Annotated in this window: 18 protein-coding genes; 10 read left to right on the plus strand and 8 right to left on the minus strand. The window is 62.2% G+C overall.

Going from position 1 to position 21513, the window contains the following annotated elements; genetic code table 11:
* From VI215_01580 to VI215_01620, 9 genes are all read left to right on the plus strand, one after another.
* On the plus strand, positions 1-2435 hold a 2435-nt coding region (locus VI215_01580), incomplete at its 5' end, for a T9SS type A sorting domain-containing protein (protein HEY6190996.1).
* A 5-nt stretch (positions 2436-2440) separates the two neighbouring features.
* Positions 2441-6067, plus strand: a complete 3627-nt coding sequence (locus VI215_01585; protein HEY6190997.1) for a T9SS type A sorting domain-containing protein — start codon at positions 2441-2443, stop codon at positions 6065-6067.
* A gap of 40 nt (positions 6068-6107) precedes the next feature.
* A complete protein-coding gene (locus VI215_01590) occupies positions 6108-6893 on the plus strand; it encodes an enoyl-CoA hydratase-related protein (protein HEY6190998.1) in 786 nt (261 codons plus the stop codon).
* A 217-nt stretch (positions 6894-7110) separates the two neighbouring features.
* The gene (locus tag VI215_01595) at positions 7111-7953 is read left to right on the plus strand and encodes a Phenylacetic acid catabolic protein (protein ID HEY6190999.1); all 843 of its coding nucleotides are present in this window, start codon (positions 7111-7113) and stop codon (positions 7951-7953) included.
* Between the two features lie 25 nt (positions 7954-7978).
* On the plus strand, positions 7979-8821 hold the full coding sequence (locus VI215_01600; protein HEY6191000.1) for a 3-hydroxyacyl-CoA dehydrogenase NAD-binding domain-containing protein: 843 nt from the start codon (positions 7979-7981) through the stop codon (positions 8819-8821).
* A gap of 40 nt (positions 8822-8861) precedes the next feature.
* Positions 8862-9590 (plus strand): 3-hydroxyacyl-CoA dehydrogenase family protein, encoded by a 729-nt coding sequence (locus VI215_01605; GenBank protein HEY6191001.1) that lies wholly within the window; start codon positions 8862-8864, stop codon positions 9588-9590.
* A 53-nt stretch (positions 9591-9643) separates the two neighbouring features.
* Positions 9644-10342 (plus strand): DUF1573 domain-containing protein, encoded by a 699-nt coding sequence (locus VI215_01610; protein HEY6191002.1) that lies wholly within the window; start codon positions 9644-9646, stop codon positions 10340-10342.
* 7 nt (positions 10343-10349) lie between these two features.
* Positions 10350-11072, plus strand: a complete 723-nt coding sequence (locus tag VI215_01615) for a DUF1573 domain-containing protein (GenBank protein ID HEY6191003.1) — start codon at positions 10350-10352, stop codon at positions 11070-11072.
* Positions 11073-11089: 17 nt separating this feature from the next.
* Positions 11090-12292 carry a thiolase family protein gene (locus VI215_01620; GenBank protein ID HEY6191004.1) on the plus strand — a complete coding sequence of 401 codons (1203 nt, stop codon included), beginning with the start codon at positions 11090-11092 and terminating at the stop codon, positions 12290-12292.
* 112 nt (positions 12293-12404) lie between these two features.
* Here the strand turns inward: VI215_01620 and VI215_01625 are convergent, their stop codons facing one another.
* Genes VI215_01625 through VI215_01660 form a run of 8 tightly spaced genes read right to left on the minus strand, consistent with a single transcriptional unit; the run spans position 12405 to position 21338 of the window.
* Positions 12405-14258 carry a carbon starvation protein A gene (locus VI215_01625; protein HEY6191005.1) on the minus strand — a complete coding sequence of 618 codons (1854 nt, stop codon included), beginning with the start codon at positions 14256-14258 and terminating at the stop codon, positions 12405-12407.
* Positions 14258-14611, minus strand: a complete 354-nt coding sequence (locus tag VI215_01630) for a YraN family protein (protein ID HEY6191006.1) — start codon at positions 14609-14611, stop codon at positions 14258-14260. The genes VI215_01625 and VI215_01630 overlap by 1 nt, the downstream gene beginning before the upstream one ends.
* Entirely contained in the window at positions 14608-15237 is a 630-nt protein-coding gene (locus tag VI215_01635) for a ribonuclease HII (protein HEY6191007.1), read from the minus strand. The genes VI215_01630 and VI215_01635 overlap by 4 nt, the downstream gene beginning before the upstream one ends.
* A 1-nt stretch (position 15238) precedes the next feature.
* Positions 15239-16858 carry a BamA/TamA family outer membrane protein gene (locus VI215_01640; protein HEY6191008.1) on the minus strand — a complete coding sequence of 540 codons (1620 nt, stop codon included), beginning with the start codon at positions 16856-16858 and terminating at the stop codon, positions 15239-15241.
* A 28-nt stretch (positions 16859-16886) separates the two neighbouring features.
* Positions 16887-18227 (minus strand): GWxTD domain-containing protein, encoded by a 1341-nt coding sequence (locus tag VI215_01645; GenBank protein HEY6191009.1) that lies wholly within the window; start codon positions 18225-18227, stop codon positions 16887-16889.
* A complete protein-coding gene (gene rimO / locus VI215_01650; GenBank protein HEY6191010.1) occupies positions 18224-19525 on the minus strand; it encodes a 30S ribosomal protein S12 methylthiotransferase RimO in 1302 nt (433 codons plus the stop codon). The genes VI215_01645 and rimO overlap by 4 nt, the downstream gene beginning before the upstream one ends.
* Positions 19526-19527: 2 nt before the next feature.
* Positions 19528-20475, minus strand: coding sequence for a phosphatidate cytidylyltransferase (locus VI215_01655; protein HEY6191011.1), 948 nt, complete (start codon positions 20473-20475; stop codon positions 19528-19530).
* Complete coding sequence (locus tag VI215_01660) at positions 20472-21338, minus strand: CPBP family intramembrane glutamic endopeptidase (protein HEY6191012.1); 867 nt, start codon at positions 21336-21338, stop codon at positions 20472-20474. The genes VI215_01655 and VI215_01660 overlap by 4 nt, the downstream gene beginning before the upstream one ends.
* Positions 21339-21353: 15 nt before the next feature.
* Here VI215_01660 and VI215_01665 point away from each other — a divergent pair, with 15 nt between their 5' ends.
* Positions 21354-21506 (plus strand): hypothetical protein, encoded by a 153-nt coding sequence (locus tag VI215_01665; protein ID HEY6191013.1) that lies wholly within the window; start codon positions 21354-21356, stop codon positions 21504-21506.
* The last annotated feature ends 7 nt before the right edge of the window (positions 21507-21513 follow it).

Below are 21513 nucleotides of genomic sequence, written 5' to 3' on the forward strand. Positions count from 1 at the left end.
CCGGAACGTCTCCCCAAACGGGCGACACCCTTTACTCCCGGCCGCACGATATCTTCCCCGAGGAGCTGATGAGGCAGATGCCCCGCTCAACCCCCAGGAGCACGCCCCTCTCCACGGGCGCCGCGACCCAATCCCTCTATCAGAACGTCAATGTTTCAGTCGATACCTTTCCGCAGAATGAGCCGTCGGTGAAGATCAGCCGCAAGCACCCCAACCGCGTCGTTGCCGCCTGGAGAGATTTCAGCACGGGAGTCAGCCCCGCGATACGGAGGGTGGGGTACAGCCTTTCGACGGACGGCGGCGCGAACTGGTCGGCGGGCGCCCTCCTCCCCATCGTCGATCCGGTCCACCTCCGCGCGAGCGACCCGGCGGTCGGCGTCGACACCGCGGGCAATTTTTATATCGCCACGATTTCCATCAACAACACGAACAACGACGGCAAGATCCTTGTCTTCCGTTCGACGAACGAGGGGGTGACGTTCGATACGGCCAACCTGGCGCCGAGCATCCCGGGGACCGCATTCGACGACAAAGAGTATATCGCATCCGATCTCAACCCGGCGAGCCCCTTCGCAAACGCGCTCTATATCAGCTGGACCCGGTTCGGCACGCCGGGAGGGATCCAGCTCACCAGATCGGCCGATGCGGGGCACACCTGGTCGCCCATGGTTCAGGTCAGCGACGGGACCGGCGTTCAGGGATCCGACCCCGCCATCGGACCGAACGGGGAGGTGTATGTGGTCTGGGCGGGACCGGGGGTCATGTTCGACAAATCGACAAACGGGGGAGCGAGTTTCGGCGTCGACAGCGTCATCAGCCCGGTGTCGAGCCTCCATGGTTTTCCGTCGATCGCCGTGGACTTGAGCGGCGGGGTCCGGAACGGCGCCATCTACGTGACATGGAGCGACTCGCGGAACGGAGACGACGATGTCTTCCTCAGTTCGTCCACGAACGGTGGAAAAAACTGGTCGGCACCCGTGAGAGTCAACAACGACCCGCTCCATAACGGGAAACTTCAATACTGGCCCTGGATCGCCGTCGATGAGCAGGGGGAGATGGCGATTGTCTATTACGACACGCGGAACACCGTCGACAACACCGTCTTTGAAGCGTATCTCGCCAGATCCTCCGACGGGGGGCAATCATTTTCGAACCAACTCCTGAGCTCGGCGCCTTCGCCCGCGAACACGCCGAACTCCGACGTCCGGTTCGGAGATTATATCGGGATCGACTTCTGGAACTCGCACATCGTCCCCGTCTGGACCGACGAACGCGCGGGCGGCTTTAACATGGACATCTACACGGCGGTCATAAGTTTGCCGCAACCTGCCTCGGTCCCGGTGTCGCTCGCCTCGGGCTGGAACATTGTCTCCCTGCCCGTCCTCACGGACAACGCCACAACAGCGCATAACTTTCCGTTAGCAGGTTCTCCCGCATTTTCATACGAGGGAAGTTATCTGATCAACGACACGCTGGAAAACGGCCGTGGATACTGGATGAAGTTCGGTGGTTCTCAGATGCTCAAGCTCTCCGGCGATTCCCTTACCTATCTTTCCACATCGGCCTTCGGCCAGTGGAATTTGCTCGGCTCAATCTCCGCGCCCGTTCCGGTTTCTACGATCACCTCCGTTCCGCCCGGCCTCGTCGTATCACGGTATTTCGGGTTCTCATCCGGATACCATGTGATCGACAGCCTCCTGCCGGGCACGGGCTGCTGGGTCAAGACTTCGGGACCGGGCCAACTGGTCCTCTCACAATCGCTTGCAAAACAATCGATCGCGACGGCCCGCGAGCTCGATCCACTCGGCCAGCTGACCCTGTCGGACGCCTCCGGTTACGGCCAGACACTTTATTTTGGCGTGACGGGCGGCGTGACCGACACCGGAAAGTATCAGATGCCTCCCGGAGCTCCCGGTGAGGTGTTCGGTGCGCGTTTCGCATCAGGGCGAATGGTCGAGCTCTCGAGTCCGGGGGAATCGAGAATCGTTCCGATCATCCTCACGGGGGCGGCCTACCCCCTGGCGCTCAGCTGGAAGACGCCGGACGCGTCTGCGTCGCTGCTCGTCGACGGCAAGGCGGTTCCAATGAACGGGAAGGGCTCCGCGCGACTCCTCCATCCCCCCGAACGGCTCGAGCTGGGACTCGCGCCCCCTGCGCTCTCTGAAACTCCCGAAGAAACCCGGCTCGGGCAGAACTATCCGAATCCGTTCAATCCCGCCACGACGATCCCCTTCGTCATCAATCAATCGTCGTTCGTAACCCTGAAGGTGTACGATGTTCTCGGCAGGGAGATTTCGACGCTCGTCCATGAGATGAAGCAACCGGGCAGATACTCCGTGGAATGGAACGCCGCCGGATCACCGAGCGGTCTCTATTATTATAGACTCACTGCGGGGGGCTACACGCAGTCGAAAACAACAGCCCTGATACGGTGACCACCATGAGAATGAATTCGAGATGGGCAGCCTTCTTCCTTGCGCTCCTGGCCGGATGGTACGTTACGTTTCATCCGGGAGACGGAGTCCGGTCCGGCGGATACCCCGGCCGGCTGAAACCCGAATCCGAAACCGGGAGGTCGGGCGCACTTGAAGCGTTGGATTTCTGGACTCGCGCGCGGGCATACCCCGACCCGGACATTTCTCCTTCAAAATTCTATAAGGCTTATCTTCGCTCAAGACAACTGGCCAAGGAATCGGGCCGCTCCCCCGAGTCGGCCCAGTCGTGGCAATCGATTGGACCGACCAACCTCCCCGGAAGGACGATCAGCATCGCGATCAACCCGCTCAACGGGAACACCGTGTACCTCGGCTCTGCGAGCGGCGGCCTCTGGCGGTCTCACACCGGAGGACTGGGAGGCGATTGGACCCGGGTCGTAACCGGATATCCGGTCCTGGGGGTGGGAGCCATTGCGATCGACCCTCAAGACACGAATACCATCTTTATCGGCACGGGGGAGGTCTACCGGTACGAAGCGGCTCTCGGCGGCCTCGTCCTCCGAACCACGCGCGGAAGTTACGGGATAGGCATCCTCAAGACGACGAATGGAGGATCGACATGGGCGAAGAGCCTTGACTGGACGTTCAACCAGGAACGCGGAGTCGAGGCGATACGGATCAACCGGTTGAACGGCAACACAGTCCTTGCCGCCACGACCGAGGGGCTCTACAGGAGTTCCGACCGCGGTCAGACATGGACTCAAACCCTTCCGCTCCCGATGGCGGAGGATCTTCTTTACAATGTGTCGGATACTTCGCGGGTCCTCGCCACGCTGGGCAATTTCAACAGCTCCGGTGAAGGCCTGTTCCGGTCCACTGACGGAGGAGAGAACTGGAATTCAATCCCGACCTTCCCCGATTTCAGCGGAAAGGCCCTTCTGGAATCATACCCTCCGAATCCGAACACCGTTTACGCAAGCGTCGCCGACAGCACCACAGGCGTGAGCTCCCTCTGGAGGTCCGGAGATTTCGGCTCAAACTGGAGTTCGATCAGCGCGCAGGACGTCGCGGGCGTTCAGGGGTGGTATTCTCATTTCGTGGCGATCAAGCCCGACGATTCCTCGCGCGTCGTCCGCGCCGGGGTAGCCATTTATTATTCGACAGACGGCGGCACGACTATAACCCAGAGCTCCGGCTCGTATTCGGACCATCACTCGTTCGCCCACCACCCGGCCGATCCGAACATCCTCTACGCCGTGAATGACGACGGCGTCTACCGTTCGACGAACTTCGGTGTCAGCTTCACGAGCGTGGGAGCCGGCATGCAAACGGGCCAGTTTTATAACGGCTTCTCGAATTCGGGATCCGATTCTCTTCTTGCGATCGGACAGGTTCAGGACCACATCCCCGGATACAAGTATGGCGGCAGCCTCACATGGACCCGGACTGCACTCGACGAGTGCGGCTGGACTGCCATCAACCCGCTCAACGACAACACGATGTTCGCAGTCAACCGTAACGGAGGGAGTGTCGGAAGATCGACCAACCGCGGCGCCTCATTCTCCACGGTGGCTTCATTCGCAGGGAACGGAAGCTGGAATTCGCCCCTGGTGCTCTCCCCTTCCGACACGAATGTCCTTTACATGGGATTGGACCGGATCTACAAGAGTACGAACCGCGGCACGACCTGGGCCTCGACCAATACCACGGGGTTTCTCGACGGCAACCTCGCGCTTTCGATGGCGATCTCCTCCACAAGCCCCGACACGCTCTACGTCGGAAAGGCGCCGTTCGGCGCCCGTTCCCATCTCTACATGACTCCGAACGGAGGGGGAACCTGGACCGACATCACCGGCTCGCTGCCGGACAGGTATCCATTGGATCTGGCCGTCGACCCGCATGATTCCCGCAAAGTGTACGCCGCATTCGGGGGGGCAAATTCGGGCCACGTCTTCCGTTCGAGCGACGCCGGTCAGAACTGGACGGACATTACCGGGACGCTGCCCGATATTCCGACGACCGCCGTCTTCGTAGATCCTCTCAATCCAGGCGTCGTTTTCGCGGGGAACGACATCGGCGTCTATGTCTCGACCGACGCGGGTGCGAGCTGGAACCAGTTCTCGGACGGGTTGCCCGACGCGGTCCTCATCGCCGACCTCTCCCTCTCGCCCTCCAACAGAATGCTCCGGGCGACGACGCACGGCAATGGTGTCTACCAGCGCAGGATGCCCGGGACGGGCGCCTCCCTCGCGCTGACCTCCCCCAACGGAGGCGAAAGTTGGGCCGTGAACAGCCTGCACGCGATCACATGGTCGTCTTCATTCATCGGCTCCGTCCGTCTCGATTATTCCACGAATGGCGGCGGGAGCTGGCTTCCGGTTGCCGACTCTCTCGCGGCCTCGGGGGGAACGTACTCCTGGCTCGTCCCCTTCCCTCCCACCCAACTGGCGCGGCTACGGATCACCTCCCTCGGCGGCCCGTTACTCAAGGATACGAGCGACGCCGCCTTTGCGATCACGTTCCAGGGTTCGGTCGTCTCCCTTGGAACCGGCTGGAACATGGTTTCGCTGCCGGTTAAATCCTCCGACGCGCGTACGGGAATCCTCTTCCCGGCCGCATCCTCTCCGGCCTTTGCTTACGTCGGGGCCTATCAGATCAAAGACACACTGGCGAACGGCCCGGGATACTGGCTCCGGTACCCCTCGGCCCATCAGGTGCCCGTCACGGGCGACTCGATCCTCGCCGATACGATTGCCGTCGATCCCGGGTGGAATCTCATCGGTTCCATCTCGGTTCCACTCCGAGTCTCTGCCATCACATCCAGCCCGCCGGGTCTGGTCATCTCCCACACCTTCTGGTATTCGTCCGGTTACCAGGTCGCCGATACGATCCACCCCGGACAGGGGCATTGGATCAAGACCTCCGGCGCCGGAAGCCTCTTCCTCGGGCCCCAGCTCGCGAAAGGATCGTTCGGGGAATCAGCCCATGCCGAACTCGAGCGTCTCAACCGGATCACGATCAACGACGCCGCGGGATCTGAACAGACGCTTTATTTCGGAAGCCGAGACGGCAGGATCGACGCGGGCAAATATGTCATGCCGCCTTCCCCTCCCGGCGGCCTCGACGCCCGGTTCGCCTCGCAATCGATGATCGCTCTCTCCAGCCCAGGGACCCGAACCTCCATCGGAGTATCCCTCGGTGGGGCAGTCTATCCCCTTAGCATTCGCTCTCACTTGCGCGAGGGGTCCGCCTCGATACTCTTCGATGGCGGCGGGCAGGCTCTTTCTGACGGGCAATCGGTGACAATCGGACATCCCACGGCGCACCTCACGCTCGAAATGCAATCGGTCCCACCCCTCGCCTTGCCGGAGAGCTTCGCACTCCTTCAGAATTATCCAAACCCTTTCAACCCTTCGACGGAGATCCGTTACCGGGTTCCGGTCGATGGTCGCGTCGTCCTCCGGGTATACGACCTCCTCGGCAGAGCAGTCGCCACACTGGTCGACGAGCGAAAGGCCCCCGGAGAATACGCCGTGCGCTGGGATGCGGGCGCGATGCCCACGGGAATCTATTATTATACCCTGAATGCAGGGGCGTTTCATCAAACCCGCTCGATGGCGTTGGTGCGCTGACGATGAAGCGGTCGATCCTCCTCATCACCTGAGACAAAGCATGGCTGACTACCAGACAATACTCTACGGCGACACCGACGGGGTCTGCACGATTACGCTCAACCGGCCCGACGTCTATAACGCCTTTAACGAGCAGATGAAAAAGGAGTTGAACGAAGCGCTGAAAGAGGCGGAACGGGACGCCGCCGTCCGCGCCCTGGTGATCCGGGGGAGTGGGACCAAGGCGTTCTGTTCGGGTCAGGATCTGAAGGAACATTCTGGCGCGAAGCGGTCGCTGAAGGAGTCGCTCGACAAGAGTTACAACCCGATGATCCGGAGAATCCGGAACATGGAAAAGCCGGTCATCGGCATGATTAACGGCGTCGCGGCCGGCGCGGGCTGCAGCCTGGCGCTGGCGTGCGATATGCGCCTGATGTCGAGCTCGGCGAAGCTGATCGAAGTCTTCATCCGGATCGGCCTGGTCCCCGATTCCGGTTCCCACTGGTTCCTCAGCCGGCTGGTCGGAATGGCCCGGGCATTCGAGTATGCCGCCACGGGACGCGACATCCCGGCCGAGGAGGCGGAGCGGGTCGGCCTCGTGAACCGGGTCCTTCCGCCGGAGGAACTCGAGGCGGAGACCGCATCCCTCGCCCGCACGCTCGCACAGGCGCCGACGAAGGCGATCGGATTGATCAAACGAACCCTGAACAAGAGCCTCTCCGGAGATCTCGAGACGATCCTGGAATACGAAGCGCTGATTCAGCAGATCGCATCGGAGACGGAAGACCACCGGGAGGGCCTCCGCGCGTTCCTCGAGAAGCGCCCGCCGGTGTTCCGGGGGCGCTGATTCCCGTTCCGTCGCTCTGCGGCGGAACGCATACCGGGACGCTCAGCGTCCCAACCTGGTTGCGGCGCAGAGCGCCGCGGATCCCGTTCCCACGCGGAGCGTGGGAACGAGGGTGTGGAAACGCATGCCTCGCTCCTCCGCAAACAGGTTGATTTTTGAAGCGTTTTTGACTAAGTTACTGGCGAATTCAAACCGATCCAACATGGAGAGATAGACTATGGCAGGCAATCCCTCGAAGATCCCGAACTCCGAACGCTCGGAGAAAATGATGCTGAAGCTCTCGAAGAACGAACCGATCGAGACCCTCGACGACATGAGCGACGAGTATTACGATCACCTCATGAACCTGATGCTCCAGCAAGCCGATTCGGAGCTGGCGGGCGGTTTCGGATACGTCCCCTGGATCATGAAGGCCCCGACGACCGAAGAGATGCTCGTCGTCTCGAACATCGTCCGGGACGAAGTGCGCCATGCCCGGGCGATGTACCGTCTCCTCGAAGACGCGCGCTTCGGAGTGGACGACTGGGTCGACAAAATGGACTTCACCTTTCGCGTCGACGACAGCCAGGTCCTCGGCGACAAGCGGGCATCAAGCGACAAGCGCGTCAATATCTTCTACTACCCGATCGATTCGTGGGCGGATTTCGTGATGTTCAACTTCCTGATGGACCGCGGAGCGGGCCATCAGCTCGAAGACGTCAAGGTCTGCAGCTACGGCCCGTGGCGGCGCGAGATCGACCGGATCTTCAAGGAGGAGAAAACGCACATCGCGCACGGAGACTACTGGGTGAAACGCCTTGCTCTGGATGCGGGCACGAAAGGCGAGATTCAGGAGGCGCTCGACCGCTGGTGGCCGCGGGTGATGTCGATTTTCGGCAGGCCGGGATCCCGAAAGAACAAGAGTTACAGGGAGCTCGGGCTGAAAAAACGGGACAACCACGAGGTGCGCGGGACCTTCGCCCAGGAGGTGCAGGAAAACGCGGACGCGTGGGGTTTGAAGGTGCCCGAGTGGATACCCGATTGGCAAAAGGTGCCGGAAGACTCCGTCATTCCCGGATGATCCCCCCCCGGTCCAGCCCGCAGTAATGGCGACAATCGGAATCGTCGGAGCCGGGACGATGGGCCGCGGCATCGCCCACGTCGCCGCGCTCGCCGGATTTAACACGCTGCTCTACGACGTCTCCGGGGAAATCCTCAAAGAATCCTCACGCCTGATCTCCGCGGATTTGCAGAAGGGGGTCGAAAAAGGAAAGCTGACGGCCGAGCTCGCGGAAGGCGCCGCCCGCCGCATCATCCTCTCCACCACTCTCAGCGTCTTTTCGACCTGCGAAGCCGTCATCGAGGCGGCGATCGAGGATCTCGGCGCGAAAAAGAAGATCTTCGGCGACCTGGCGCCCCTCACCGGAGCCGGCGTGTTGCTCGCCACGAACACCTCTTCCCTCTCCGTCACCGCGATCGCGGCGGCCATCCCGTCGCCGGAGCGTGTGATCGGCCTCCATTTTTTCAATCCACCGCATCTGATCCCGCTCGTGGAAGTGGTCCCCGGGAGCCGCACCTCGAAGGAGACCGTCCAGTCGGGCCTTCGGCTCGTCGAGCGTCTCGGGAAGCGCGCCATCGTCGCGAAGGACACGCCCGGGTTCATCGTGAACCGGCTCGCCCGCCCGTTCTACGGCGAGGCGCTCCGGATCCTGGGAGAAGGGATCGCTTCGGTCGGAGAAATCGACAGGATCGTCCGGCTTTCGGGCGGATTCAGGATGGGGCCGTTCGAGTTGATGGACCTGATCGGAATCGACGTGAATCTCGCCGTCACCAAATCGATGTACGAGCAGACGTTCGGCGAGCCGCGCTATCGTCCGCACGTCATCCAACAACGGATGGTCGACGCCGGACGGCTTGGCCGCAAGACGAAGGGGGGATTTTACGACTAGTCCGGCGCCCCGCCGCGGTCGCGCCAGATCCCGGGCGAGAGTGGTCTATCTGACGGGCGAGACGGCGTTGGTCCGCGAACTTGGCGAGGCGTGCGTCGCCTCCGGGTTCCGGGTCGCATTCCAGACAAACTCCGGCGAAGAGGCGATCCCGTCAAGAGCGGGATTCCGCAAATCAGCCGCCATCCCCCGGGGAGTATCGTTCGCGGCGGAGCTCACGAATACCGATCCCGTACTGAAGAAAAGAAACCTGATTGCGCTCGACCGGAAGCTCGACCGCTCGGCCACCCTGCTCACCTCTTCGGTCACCGTCGCCGCGGGAGAACAGGCGGGCTGGATCCGGCACCCGGAACGGATGGTGGGCATCGGCGCCCTCCCGACGCTCCTCTCCAACCGGCTCGTCGAACTCGCGCCGGGCCTCCAGACGGCCCGCGCGGCGATCTCGAGAGCGGGCGAGTTCTTCGCGGAACTGGGAAAGGAGGTTGCGGTCGTTCAGGACCGCGCCGGCATGGTGATGCCCCGGATTCTCTGCATGCTCGTGAACGAGGCGGCGTTCGCGCTGATGGAAGAAATCGCGTCTCCCGCCGACATGGATCTCGCCATGAAGCTCGGCACGAGTTATCCCCGCGGGCCCGTCGAATGGGCCGGGAAGATCGGAATCGGACAGGTCGTGAGCGTGCTCCGGGCCCTGCATTCAGATCTGGGCGAGGAACGCTACCGCATCGCTCCGTTGTTACAGATGATGTCCGCCGCCCGGCTCAAACCTACTTGAATTTCAACGCTCACTTTTGTATGTTAGATATATCATTAAAACCTGGAGATGCTATGAAACGCGTGATTTTCCCGATTTTTCTCTCTACACTGTTCGCCTTTTCCGGCCTTCTTGCTCAACCGAAAATCAGCATCGTGGGGGGAACCACGCTCGATTTTGGGGACGCCTTTACCGGACAAAAAATCGAGAAAGTGATCACCGTCAAGAACACGGGGACCGATACCCTGCGCATCTCCGAGGTGAGGGCCCAGTGCGGATGCACCGCCACGATGATGTCCGAGCACGACAAGAACCTGGCTCCGGAGTCCGTCGGAAAGGTGTCGATCTCGTTCGACACGCATAACTACGGCGGGAGCAAGGTCTCGAAACAGGTCTACATCTCGTCCAACGACACGGGATCCCCGAAGGTCACCGTCACCTTCAGCGCAAACGTCGTGAACGTCATGGAGATGGACCCGAAGATCCTTTCGTTCGACAACATGAAGCTCGATACGTCGTACACCAGAACGGTCACGATCACAAACCCCTCCCCGAAGAACCGGCTCAAAATCATCTCCGTGGATTCGAAACTCGAGAATCTCAAGGTGAACCTCATGAAAAACGAGCTCATGCCGGGCGAAAAGACGCAGCTCCAGGCCGTCTTCCATCCGACGAAGACGGGGACGTTCCAGGGTTCGATCGAGCTCAAGACCGATTTTAACGTTCAGCCCCTGATGTTCCTCACCTATTACGCGTGGGTCAATAAGAAGTAATTTCGGAATGATGGGAAGACTCAAGAGTCCCGTTCTCCCCTGGCTCCTCCTCTGCCTTGGTCCCGCGATTACACTGAGTCAACCCAGGCTCGATCTCGTCGGGGGGACGACATTTGATTTCGGCGACGTCTACGCGGGGACGACGGTCCACCGCGACCTCACCCTGAAAAACTCCGGCACCGACACGATGGTCATTTCCGACGTCAGCACCTCGTGCGGTTGCACCGGGACGCTCATGTCGAGCGATCACGTCCCGCCGAACGGAAACGGCACGCTCTCCATCAGCTTTAACTCCGCGAAATACGCCGGGAAGGTGTCGAAGGTCGTCACACTCAACACCAACGACACGTCCCACGGGCACGTCCGGATCACCTTCACCGCGAATGTCATCAAGTCCCTCTCGCTCGATCCGGAGTACCTCGTGTTTCACACGAGCGTCGATTCCTCCGTCACCCAGGATCTCTCCATCGTGAATTCGGGCGCTTCCCGGGTGAGGATACTCTCCGCGACCTCCTCCTCCGACCGGCTCACCCTCAAATTGACGTCGGACAGAATCGATCCGGGCGACGGCTCGGTCCTCAAGTGCACGCTCGCCCCCTCGGATCAGGGAGTCCTCAACGGCACGATCACGATCAAGACGGACCGCGAGAAAATCCCCGTCATCACCGTCCGTTTCTTCGCTCTCGTGGGCGCAAAGGGGACTCACCCCCGCGTCCCGAACGAAAACTAACCTGCGCTCCCCACGGCATGGCCCGCGAAGAAGCGCTCCTCGTTGACGCTGTCCGTACGCCCATCGGCAGGTACGGCGGTGCCTTGCGCGATGTGAGGCCCGACGACCTCGGCGCTCTCGTCCTCCGGGCGTTGGCGGACCGCATGCGCCTTGAACCTGCCCTCGTGCAGGACGTCCTCTGGGGTTGCGCCAACCAGGCGGGCGAAGACAACCGGAATGTCGCCCGGATGAGCGCCCTCCTCGCAGGCTTCCCCTCTTCTGTCCCGGGCACCACCGTCAACCGCCTCTGCGGATCGAGTCTTGACGCCGTCATCCACGCAACGCGCGCCATCTGGTCCGGAGACGCGGAGATGCTCGTCGCCGGCGGTGTGGAGAGCATGAGCCGCGCCCCCTACTCCCTGCCGAAAAATCAATCGGGCAGTTTCGGCAACACGACCGCTTACGATACGGCGCTCGGATGGCGTTATCCCAATCCCCGGTTGGCCGCCCTCTTTCCCCTCGAGTCGATGGGCGAAACCGCGGAGAATGTCGCGGAGAAATATGCGATCCCGAGGCAGGAGCAGGATGCGTTCGCCCTCGAAAGCCATCGCAAGGCTCTGCGCGCGCAGAAGGAGGGAACGTTCAAGGATGAGTTGATCCCGGTCGATATTCCTTCGAAGAGCGGTCCAAAGACTGTCCGCGAAGACGAGGGCCCCCGGCCCGACACGTCGCTCGAGAAACTCGCCGCGCTGGTGCCGGCGTTCCGGAAAAACGGAACGGTGACGGCGGGAAATTCTTCCTCCCTGAACGACGGAGCCGCAGCCCTCCTCGTCGCCTCAGCAGCTATCGCTAAGAAGATGGGATGGAAACCTCTGGCACGCGTCGTTTCAACCGGCGTCGCCGGAGTCGATCCCCGCTTCATGGGGATGGGCCCCGTGCCCGCGGTCGAAGCCGCGCTCGGGAAAGCGGGGCTCACGATAAGCCAGATCGACCTGATAGAACTCAACGAAGCGTTCGCGTCGCAATCGATCGCAGTCGCCCGTGAACTTCATATCGATCCCGAAAAGCTGAACGTCAACGGGGGAGCGATCGCCCTGGGGCACCCGCTCGGATGCAGCGGCGCGAGGATCCTGACCACGCTACTGCACGAGATGAAGAGACGGAAGGCCCGCTACGGCATCGCCACGATGTGCATCGGCGTGGGCCAGGGTATAGCGGTCGTCGTGGAAGGAACCTCTTAATTGTCATTCTGAGTCGCGAAGCGACGAAGAATCCCCCCCTTCAGGTTAGAACGACGTTTCAGATCCTTCGCTGCGCTCAGGATGACAACCGAGCCCTTAGGATGACAACGGGTCAGCAGCAACCGTAGTCCGGCGGCGGATGGGCCGGATCTCCCGCCCTCACCGGCATCCCCTCCACGATGTACTCTCCTTTGGCCAGGACCCGGTACCAGCGCCGGAACGCCTCCACGAGAATCACGCACGCGCAAGCCATCATCACCGCTGTGAGGACCAGGTCGACCTCCCCCTGCGCGGCGGTAGACCCGACGGAAACCATCGGCAGGAAATTGTCGGTGATGCTCTCCCAGCCCGCCACCAGCGTCGTCGTCGTGACAAAGAGCATCGGCACGAGCGTCACCCAGACGTACCGGACCTTTCCCGCGTTGATAATGGCGCTCGAGGCGACGGCGAGGGCGACCCCTGCGAGGAGCTGGTTGGCGATTCCAAACATCGGCCAGATCGTGCTGATGCTCCCGGTCTGTATAAAGTACGCCCAGCCCGCCACCACGAGGCCCGAAGAGAGAATCGTCCCGGGCATCCAATCCGACTTCTCGAGAGGCTTCCAGATGCGTCCGGCAAACTCCTGAACGAGGAACCTCGCGACCCGCGTGCCGGTGTCGATCGTCGTGAGGATAAAGAGGGCCTCGAACATGATCGCGAAGTGATACCAGTACGACATCAGCCCGCGCATCCCGGGAATCCCGGTGAAGATCTGGGCGAACCCCACCGCAAGCGAGACGGCGCCGCCCGGCCTCCCGGCGATCGTCTCCCCGACCTGCGCGGATAGTTCCGCGAGGTTTTGCGCCGGAATTCCGAGAGCGGAGAATTTCGCCGGCGAAAGATTGATCGCAAAATAGTCGCCCGGGTAGAGGGAGCTTGCCGCGATCAGCGCCACCACCCCCACCAGCCCCTCGGTGAGCATCGCCCCGTACCCGATCATCCTGCTGTCGGTTTCCTTGTCGAGCATCTTGGGCGTCGTTCCCGAGGAGACGAGCGCATGGAACCCCGAAATCGCGCCGCAGGCGATCGTGATGAAGACGAAGGGAAAGAGCTTTCCCGGAATGATCGGGCCGCCTCCGTGAGCGAACTCCGATATCGCGGGCATCTTGAGATCCGGATGCACGATGACGACCCCGATGACGAGCGCCGCGATCGTGCCGACTTTCATGTACGAACTGAGGTAGTCGCGCGGGCAGAGGAGCAGCCAGACCGGGAGGATCGACGCGACAAAACCGTAGGCGGCGATCGCCGCGATGATGCCCCCGCGGGAGAGCGTGAAGTAGGGCGCGAGAGCCGAGCCCGGAATCAGGCTCCCGAGGAGGACCGCGGCGATCATGCCGATCGCGCCGGCGACGCTCGCCTCCGCGATTTTCCCCGGCCGGATGCGGTACATCCAGAGGCCTGTGAGGAGCGCGACCGGAATCGTCAGCGAAATCGTGAAGGTCCCCCAGGAGCTTTCCATCAGCGCATTGACGACCGCGAGCCCGAGGCCCGCCAGGGCGATCACCACAATGATCAGGATCGCGATCGAACCGATCGTCCCGGCGAGCGGGCTGATCTCATGGCGGGCGATGTCGGCGAGCGATCTCCCCCTCCGCCGGATGGAGGCCGCAAGGATTACGAAATCGTGGACGGCGCCCCCGAGGCAGACTCCGATCACGAGCCAGAGGAATCCGGGCAGGTAGCCGAACTGCGCGGCAAGCACGGGGCCGATGAGAGGGCCGGCCCCGGAGATGGCGGCGAAATGGTGGCCGAACAGGACCCACCTGTTCGTGGGATGATAGTTCTGTCCGTCGTTGAGCGTGTGGGCGGGAGTAACGCGCTTGTCGTCGAGCGAGAGGATCCTCGCCGCGATGAAGGCGCTGTAATACCTGTAGGCGATCGCCATGATGCAGAGCGCAGCGAGAATCAACGGAAGCGCGTTCATCAGAATGCGTGCTGAATGTGACGGAGAACGGGCTTGCCGCCCACATACTCGACGGCGATGACGTCGAACCTGCACTCACGGTCGCTGATTCTCTTCTCGAAGAGGTACCCCCCGGCGATCTTCCTGATCTGGCGGCGCTTATGAACCGTCACCGCCTCCTCCGGAGCGCCGTACGAGTCCGACCGGCGGGCCTTCACCTCGACGAAGACGAGCGTTTCGCCATCCTCGGCGACAATATCGATTTCTCCCCTGCCGAATCTGTAATTCCGGTTGCGGATCCTGTAGCCTTGACGCTCGAGGTAGACCGCCGCCAGGTCCTCTCCTTCTGTTCCCCTCGCCTTCGAGCCGATCACCTCTCCCTCCATTCACCGGGGGCGCCGAACGCGGGCATCCGGAAACTCCGGCGGTGGATCTCGCACGGGCCGAGCGTCCGGATCGCGTCGAGGTGCTCCGGCGTCCCGTATCCTTTGTGTTTCGCGAATCCATAGCCGGGGTAGGCGCGGTCGCACTCCGTCATGATCCTGTCGCGCGTCACCTTGGCGACGATCGAGGCTGCGGCGATGGAATAGCACATCGCATCGCCTCCGATGAGCGGCGTGAAGGGCACCCGGCCTCCGTCATACCTGGGGCCGTCGACCAGGAGGTGGTCCGGAGCCGGGTCGAGCTGTGAAACCGCTCCCGCCATCGCTTGCATCGTCGCCTTTAGAATATTCACACGATCGATCTCCGTGTGGGGGACGACCCCGACGCCCACGCTGATCGCTCCGTGGGTGATCAGTTCAAAGAGCTCCTCGCGGCGCGACGGCGACAGCTTCTTCGAATCGTCGATGCCCTCGATCCAGGCGCCGGGATTTGCGATGACGGCGGCGGCGACGACAGGTCCCGCGAGCGGGCCGCGCCCCGCCTCGTCGACTCCCGCCAGGAAACGGGCTCCCCGGTCCCAATAAATGCGTTCCGTCTTGAAATCGAGCCCGGCCATGTCAGAATTCGTTTGCCAATCCGAAATGGAGCTTCCCTTCGCCGAACGAATCTCCCTCGCCGAACGCGATGCTCACCCCGATCGATCCGAGCGCCGTGGCAAGGCGTACTCCGACGCCGTAACCGTACTTGAGTTTTTGAGACGCGGGGCGTTCTTCGGGGGTAATCGCGGGGCCGGGAGCGGAGACGTCGGCGGGGAGGTAATAGTACCCCGCATCCAGAAAGCCGTAGACAAACGTCCTCCGGGCGAGAATGAACCGGTACTCCGCGTTCATCCAGGCGATCCGCGATCCCAGAAACTCATTCTCACGGTATCCGCGCAGGGTGTTCGTTCCGCCGAACCGGTAGAGATCGCTCAGCTCCACCCGGTCGGCCGTGATCTGGCGGCCGTGCAGTCCGATCGCCGCTACCTGCCTCGAAGCCGTCTCCGCGTAGAGGTCGGCGTCCACGCTCACCGTCTGCACGGTGCCGCCCCTGGGAGGGGGCGCCGACAGCGCGGGCAGGCTGAACACTCTCTTGTTCCCGATCCGGTAACCGGTGCGATAGAGGGCGCCGGAGGACGGGCTTGCCGGATCGTCACGCGAATCGAACCGGACGTCGAGGCCCGCGGTGACGGTGCGGCTGTCCGAAACGCTCTGGAGCGCCGCGGTGCTCGACGGGATGACGGCGGAATGACTGAACACGCCCCCGACCGAGAGCGACCCTGTCAGCAGCAAATCGGCTTTGAACTCCACGCCCCGCGCGACGTAGGAGCTATCCTGCTGCCGCTGTCTGAACCCCGCGGCGAGGCTGACGGGCTGATCGAGAATCCAGGGCTCGACATACTGGAGCGCGATCTCCTGGCTCTCCGAGTTATCCCTCTGCCAGTGGACGTCGAGCTTCCGGGCCGTGCCGAAGAGGTTGTGCATGGAGACGGTGACAAGCCCTGAGAAAGCTCCTGCCTCCCCCTGCTTCGCGCCCGGCGCATACCCGAGAATCCCGTCGAACGTATTGGCGTTTCCCTCTTCCACCTTGATCAGAAGTCCGGCCCCGGCCGGGGATGGGGCGGTGGAGCCTCCGGGGGCGTGCCCCGGTGCCTGAAGCACATAGAGCTCGGGGCTGCTGACGCTCGAAAAAATTCCGAGGCGGTTCAGGCGCGTCCGGATCCGGTTCACTTTTTCTTCATCGTACGGCTCATGCAACCGGACGCCGGTCTCCCGGACGATGACCCGGTCCTTCGTTTCGCGGTTGCCGGTCACGGTAATCTCATCGATCGTCACCGGGGGTCCTTCGTCGATGAGGAGGCTTACGTCCATCCCGCCGTTAGCGCTGTCGGACGCGAGGGAGATCTCCCCGATTTCGACTTTTGCGAAGGGGCGGCCGTTCCGGTCATACATGGAAAGAAGGGCGTCGATATCGCGCTCGAGGAGTCCAGGATCGAGGATGCCGCCTGCGTGCGTGGAGAATCCCTTCAGTATCTGGGGGGTGGAAATCAGGGCATTGCCCGAGCAGCTCAGGCTCGCAATCCGGATCTGTTCGCTACCGGACTCCCTGGCGGAATCCCTGGCCGAATCCCCGGCGGGATTGCCGGCACGGGCCGGGGGGTGGATCAGCAGACAGCCGAGAGCGAGAAGCCAGCGCATGGAGCCTCTGGGGAGGGAGATTCCCGTCTTAGCGCGGCCGCGTCCGCCACACATCCCAGATCGGCGTCTGGAGCCGGTAGTCGCCGAACCCTGTTGCGTCGATGAATATGAACTCACGATTCAGTTCGTAGTAGGTCCAGACCTCGTACGGCTTCGCGTCGATGTCGAACGGATGCCTCTCGATGTTGCTCGCCGGGCCGAAGATGATGTACACCATCCCCATGTCCGTCTTCCAGCCGTCGACGTAATGGCTGAAGTGCTTGTTGGCATACGCGACCCGGTTGTAATACTCTTCCATCAGTTCGTTCCGCTCGGTCCCCGGAGTCGGATCCTTTTTCTTCCAAAACTCGCGGAACATCTCCCTCTTCTCCGCGGGGGTCGATTTCTTCATCTCGTCGATCTTGTCCTTGTCGGTGATGTACTGGAGCTCGTCGATCGCCAGATCGAGGTCGGTGATCGAAACGGGGACTCCCCTCCAGTGGATCGTGAAGGCGCGAAGGGCGGCGGCGCGGGGAAGAGGCGTTCGTCCGCCCCCCGTTCCACCGAGAGGCGTGACCACGGATTCGACCGTGTACTCACCCGCGCCCAACCGGGAACCGTCGACCTTCACGAACAGCGGTTTCCGCTCTCCCCCGACGTGCTGGGCCGACGTGTCCCGCTGGACGGTATCGCCCCGGGCGTTTCCGATGTTGACGACGATCCGCGCGGAGTCCGCCCCGACGCGGTCATACAGTTCAAAGAAGAGGTAGAACCCGTCGCTCAGGTTGGCGACGTTCCCGGAGATATTGGGATAGACGACTTTTTTGTCCTTGTCCGTGCCGAGCCGGTTGACCAGCATGATGTCGCTCATGCAGAATGGCGGATTCGCGAAATCCCGGACCGTCACCTTTCGCTGCCCCCGCGTAGTCTTCTTCGTGTCGTTATCGCTCACCTGGATCGTCACGTTGTACGTCCCGGGCGGGAGGAGGAACGACTTCTGGCTCAGGTTGCCCGCATGGGGGGAGATCGTCTCTTCATATTCTTTTGTCTCGACCTTTTCGGTCCAGATCTTTTCGGTGACCAGCTTGTTGAGCGAGTCGGTCACGTCGACCGTCACGTCGTACGAGCTGTAAAAGACGTCGTTGTCGCGCGAGAAGTGAAGGTCCTCGTACGGCACTTCCACGTAGGCGTCGAGACGGCTCTGTTTCGTCTGGTCCCCGGCGAAGCAGAGGAGATCGAAATAGAGCAGGGGGAGATCGGGAAGCTGAAAGGCGGCCGCATCGTCCTGCGCCCGGACCGGGCACCGCCCCAGCAGGAGCGCAGCCGACGGAAGCGCGACGCGGAGCGCCAGCCGGAGCGCGGCGCCGAGCTGAGCGTTCCTACGCTTCACGCCTTGCCGCCGGGCACAGCAAACAGGTCATAGGCCTCCGAGCCGACAATCGTGACGTCGTAGAATTCTCCCGCGGAGAACCCGGCCGCATCCTCCACGATCACCTCATTGTCGACCTCCGGCGCGTCCCACTCGGTCCGTCCGGCCGCCGTGCCTCCCTCTGCCGAGTCGATGAGCACTTTCAATGTCCGTCCGACGAGACGTTCGTTTCGCTCGCGGGATATTTCGCGCTGGGCTTCCATGACCGCATCGCGCCGCGCTTCCTTCACGCTCTGCGGAACCGGATCGCCCAGCGGGTGGGCGGTGGTCCCTTCCTCCTGTGAATAGGTGAAAACTCCCATCCTGTCGAAATGCCCTTCGCGCACAAACTCCAGAAGCTCTTCAAACTCCCTCTCCCCTTCCGCCGGATACCCGACGATGAGGGTGGTGCGGAGCGCGATGCCGGGGACCGCGGAGCGGATCCCGGCGAGCAGTTCCCGCAGCTTCAGGGTGGAGATCCCCCGCCTCATGGAACTGAGGACCGGATCGGAGATGTGCTGGATGGGGATGTCGAGAGAGCGGCAAATGTTCGGATGCGCGTTGAAGCACTCGAGCACGTCGGCCGGGAAACCTGCCGGGAACGCATAGAGAAGCCGGATCCATTCTATCCCTTTTACCCCCGCGATGCTGTCGAGGAGGCCGGCAAGAGTTCGTTTGCCGTAGAGATCGAGCCCATAGTACGTGCTGTCCTGGGCGATGAGGACGATTTCCTTCACGCCGAGAGCGGCGAGGCGCTGAGCTTCGAGCAGGACGCGCTCCCGGGGCTTGCTCTTGTGGGCCCCCCGCATCAGCGGGATCGCGCAAAAAGAACAGGGCCGGTCGCATCCCTCGGAGATTTTCAGGTAGGCAAAATGCCTCGGAGTCGTGAGCATCCGTTCCCCGAGCAGCTCGTGCTTGTAGTCCCCCCCGGCCGCCCGGACGGCCTGGTCGATCTTGTTCGCGCCGACAAAGACGTCCACCTCCGGGATTTCCCTCCGGAGTTCGTCCGCGTACCGCTCCGAGAGGCAGCCCATGACGACCACCTTCCGGATGACTCCGGACTTCTTGAGTTCGACGGCCTCGAGGATCGAGTCGATCGATTCCTGTTTGGCCGCCTCGATGAACCCGCAGGTGTTGATGATGGCGGTGTCGGTCTCCCCGGTCTCCGAGGTCAACTCCAGCCCGTTGTGCCTGAGCTGGCTCATCAGCTCTTCGGAGTCGACGACGTTCTTGGAGCACCCGAGGGTGACGATATTGATTTTCCGCTTCTTTCCGTCCATGATCAACTAAAAAGGATGAAGTCCAGATAAAGATACACAAGGGGGGCTACCAAAAGCAAACTGTCGAACCGGTCGAACACGCCGCCGTGCCCGGGGATGAGTGCCGAGGAATCCTTGACCCCCGCGTCCCGTTTAAAGAGGGATTCGATCAGGTCGCCGAGCTGCCCGAAGACGCCCACGAGAGCTCCGATGACGACCGCGCTGCCCGCCGTCAGATAGCCGAGGACGAGATACTTCGCGGCGAGCGAGGCCCCGACGGCCGCAACGAAACCGGCTGCCGCCCCCTCCCAGCTCTTGTTCGGGCTGACGCGGGGATAGAGCTTGTGGCGCCCGAACGCGGAGCCGACGTGGAACGCCGCGCTGTCGCAGATCCAGATGGTCGCCAGCACCGAGAGCACGGTGGAGCCTCCCCAGCGGTAGACCCTCTCGATCGTCTCCGGATCGGTGAAGCTCGATTCGCTCGCAAAAAACCGGAGCATCGGGAAATCGAGCGGCACGAAGACCTCCCGGATGCCGATCAATGTGCCGAAAAAGAGGGAAATATAGAGGAGCCCGAAGAGCGTCACCGAAAGGTTGAGCACCGGAGACCCCTGGTTCCGGAAGAGCTCGATGAGGCTCAGCCCGGCAACTGCGAGCAGCAGGATAATGAGGAGCAACTGGGCCTGCGACGGGAACGGGAACGAGAACCCCGCCGACTCGGCGAGCCCTGCGAGGCCGGTCCGGAGCTTCGCATGATAGAACGAGAGATTGATGAGAAACCCCAGGACGATGCCGGTCGCGGCGATCGGCTTCGCCCCCTTCGCCGCGGCGATCGCATAGAATTCGGAAAGCGCGAGCGTGGAAATGAGCGCGACAAACAGGAAGAACCAGAGCCCTCCCGCCATGCAGAGGAGGACGATGACGGGAATGGCCACGATCGCCGTCAGCACGCGAAGTTTCAGGTTGGTCACTCTGCCGGTTCCCTTTCTTCTTCAAGGTGATCGCCCGCGCGGGGGGCGGTGATGCGGATCAGGTAAAAGGTGGTCAGGAGAAAGATCACGCCAAAAAACCAGAAGGTCGCAAGAAGGATCCCGGGGGAGAGCCGTTCGGGGTCTCCCACCACAACGGAATCCTGGTCCATGTGGAGATAACTCGCAACGCACGCGATCGCGTTGTTGAAAAAATGGGCCGAGACGGAGGACCAGATGCTGTTCGCCCGGTAGGCGACGAAGCCCAGGTACATGCCGAGGGCCGCAAGGGGAACGAAATTGAACGGGTTCAGGTGAAACGCGCCGAAGAGAATGCCCGTGAGGACGATTGCCCGAACGGGCCCCATATGACGTTCGAACGATCGCTGGATCAGGCCCCGGAAGAGAAGCTCTTCGACCAGCGCGGGCACAAGCGCGAGGACGACGACCACCCAGAGGAGTTCCGGCACCGAATTCGAGCCGACGAGCAGGTTCAGGAGCTTCTCCATCAGCTGGGACAATTCCCGGACGATCTTCTGAAGCTCTTCGGGGAGCGGGATCTTCTCCTGCACGACGAGATAGATCTGGAGCATCTCCTGGAGGGAGAAGATGCCGATGATGGGCACCAGGATCGTGCGCACGTCCGGCACGTTGAGACGGAGGAACCACCGGGGCGAAAGTGTCGCAAACCGGACCAGGAGGAGCGTCGGGCCGAGCACCAGCAGGAGTTCTCCGAGCGCAGTGGCCAGCCTGTAACCCGCGATATTTCCGGCGCCCGGTTCGGCGCCGAAGATCAGGAGCGTGAGCGCCCCGCCGATGATTTGGTAGGTGAAAAAAATGATCCCCAGCGAGACGACGGCGAACACGATCGGAGAGATGCCGTGCCTCTCGGTGAAGGGAATCCGGAGAGGAGGAGCGGCTCTCTGAACCTCTGCCTGAACCTCGCCCTGAGACTCGGCCTGAGGCTCGGCCTGAGACTCGGCCTGAGGCTCGGCCTGAGGCTCGGATTGAGACTCCGGCCGCGACTCTGGTGAACCGGGC

Source organism: Bacteroidota bacterium, from assembly GCA_036522515.1.
GTDB lineage: Bacteria > Bacteroidota > Ignavibacteria > UBA10030 > SZUA-254 > VBOC01.

Excerpts from the sequence above, each read along its gene's own strand:
- VI215_01585 (HEY6190997.1), top strand. The coding sequence starts at position 2,441 with ATGAGAATGAATTCGAGATGGGCAGCCTTCTTCCTTGCGCTCCTGGCC.
- VI215_01590 (HEY6190998.1), top strand. The coding sequence starts at position 6,108 with ATGGCTGACTACCAGACAATACTCTACGGCGACACCGACGGGGTCTGC.
- VI215_01595 (HEY6190999.1), top strand. The coding sequence starts at position 7,111 with ATGGCAGGCAATCCCTCGAAGATCCCGAACTCCGAACGCTCGGAGAAA.
- VI215_01600 (HEY6191000.1), top strand. The coding sequence starts at position 7,979 with ATGGCGACAATCGGAATCGTCGGAGCCGGGACGATGGGCCGCGGCATC.
- VI215_01610 (HEY6191002.1), top strand. The coding sequence starts at position 9,644 with ATGAAACGCGTGATTTTCCCGATTTTTCTCTCTACACTGTTCGCCTTT.
- VI215_01615 (HEY6191003.1), top strand. The coding sequence starts at position 10,350 with ATGATGGGAAGACTCAAGAGTCCCGTTCTCCCCTGGCTCCTCCTCTGC.
- VI215_01620 (HEY6191004.1), top strand. The coding sequence starts at position 11,090 with ATGGCCCGCGAAGAAGCGCTCCTCGTTGACGCTGTCCGTACGCCCATC.
- VI215_01625 (HEY6191005.1), bottom strand. The coding sequence starts at position 14,258 with ATGAACGCGCTTCCGTTGATTCTCGCTGCGCTCTGCATCATGGCGATC.
- VI215_01635 (HEY6191007.1), bottom strand. The coding sequence starts at position 15,237 with ATGGCCGGGCTCGATTTCAAGACGGAACGCATTTATTGGGACCGGGGA.
- VI215_01640 (HEY6191008.1), bottom strand. The coding sequence starts at position 16,858 with ATGCGCTGGCTTCTCGCTCTCGGCTGTCTGCTGATCCACCCCCCGGCC.
- rimO (HEY6191010.1), bottom strand. The coding sequence starts at position 19,525 with ATGGACGGAAAGAAGCGGAAAATCAATATCGTCACCCTCGGGTGCTCC.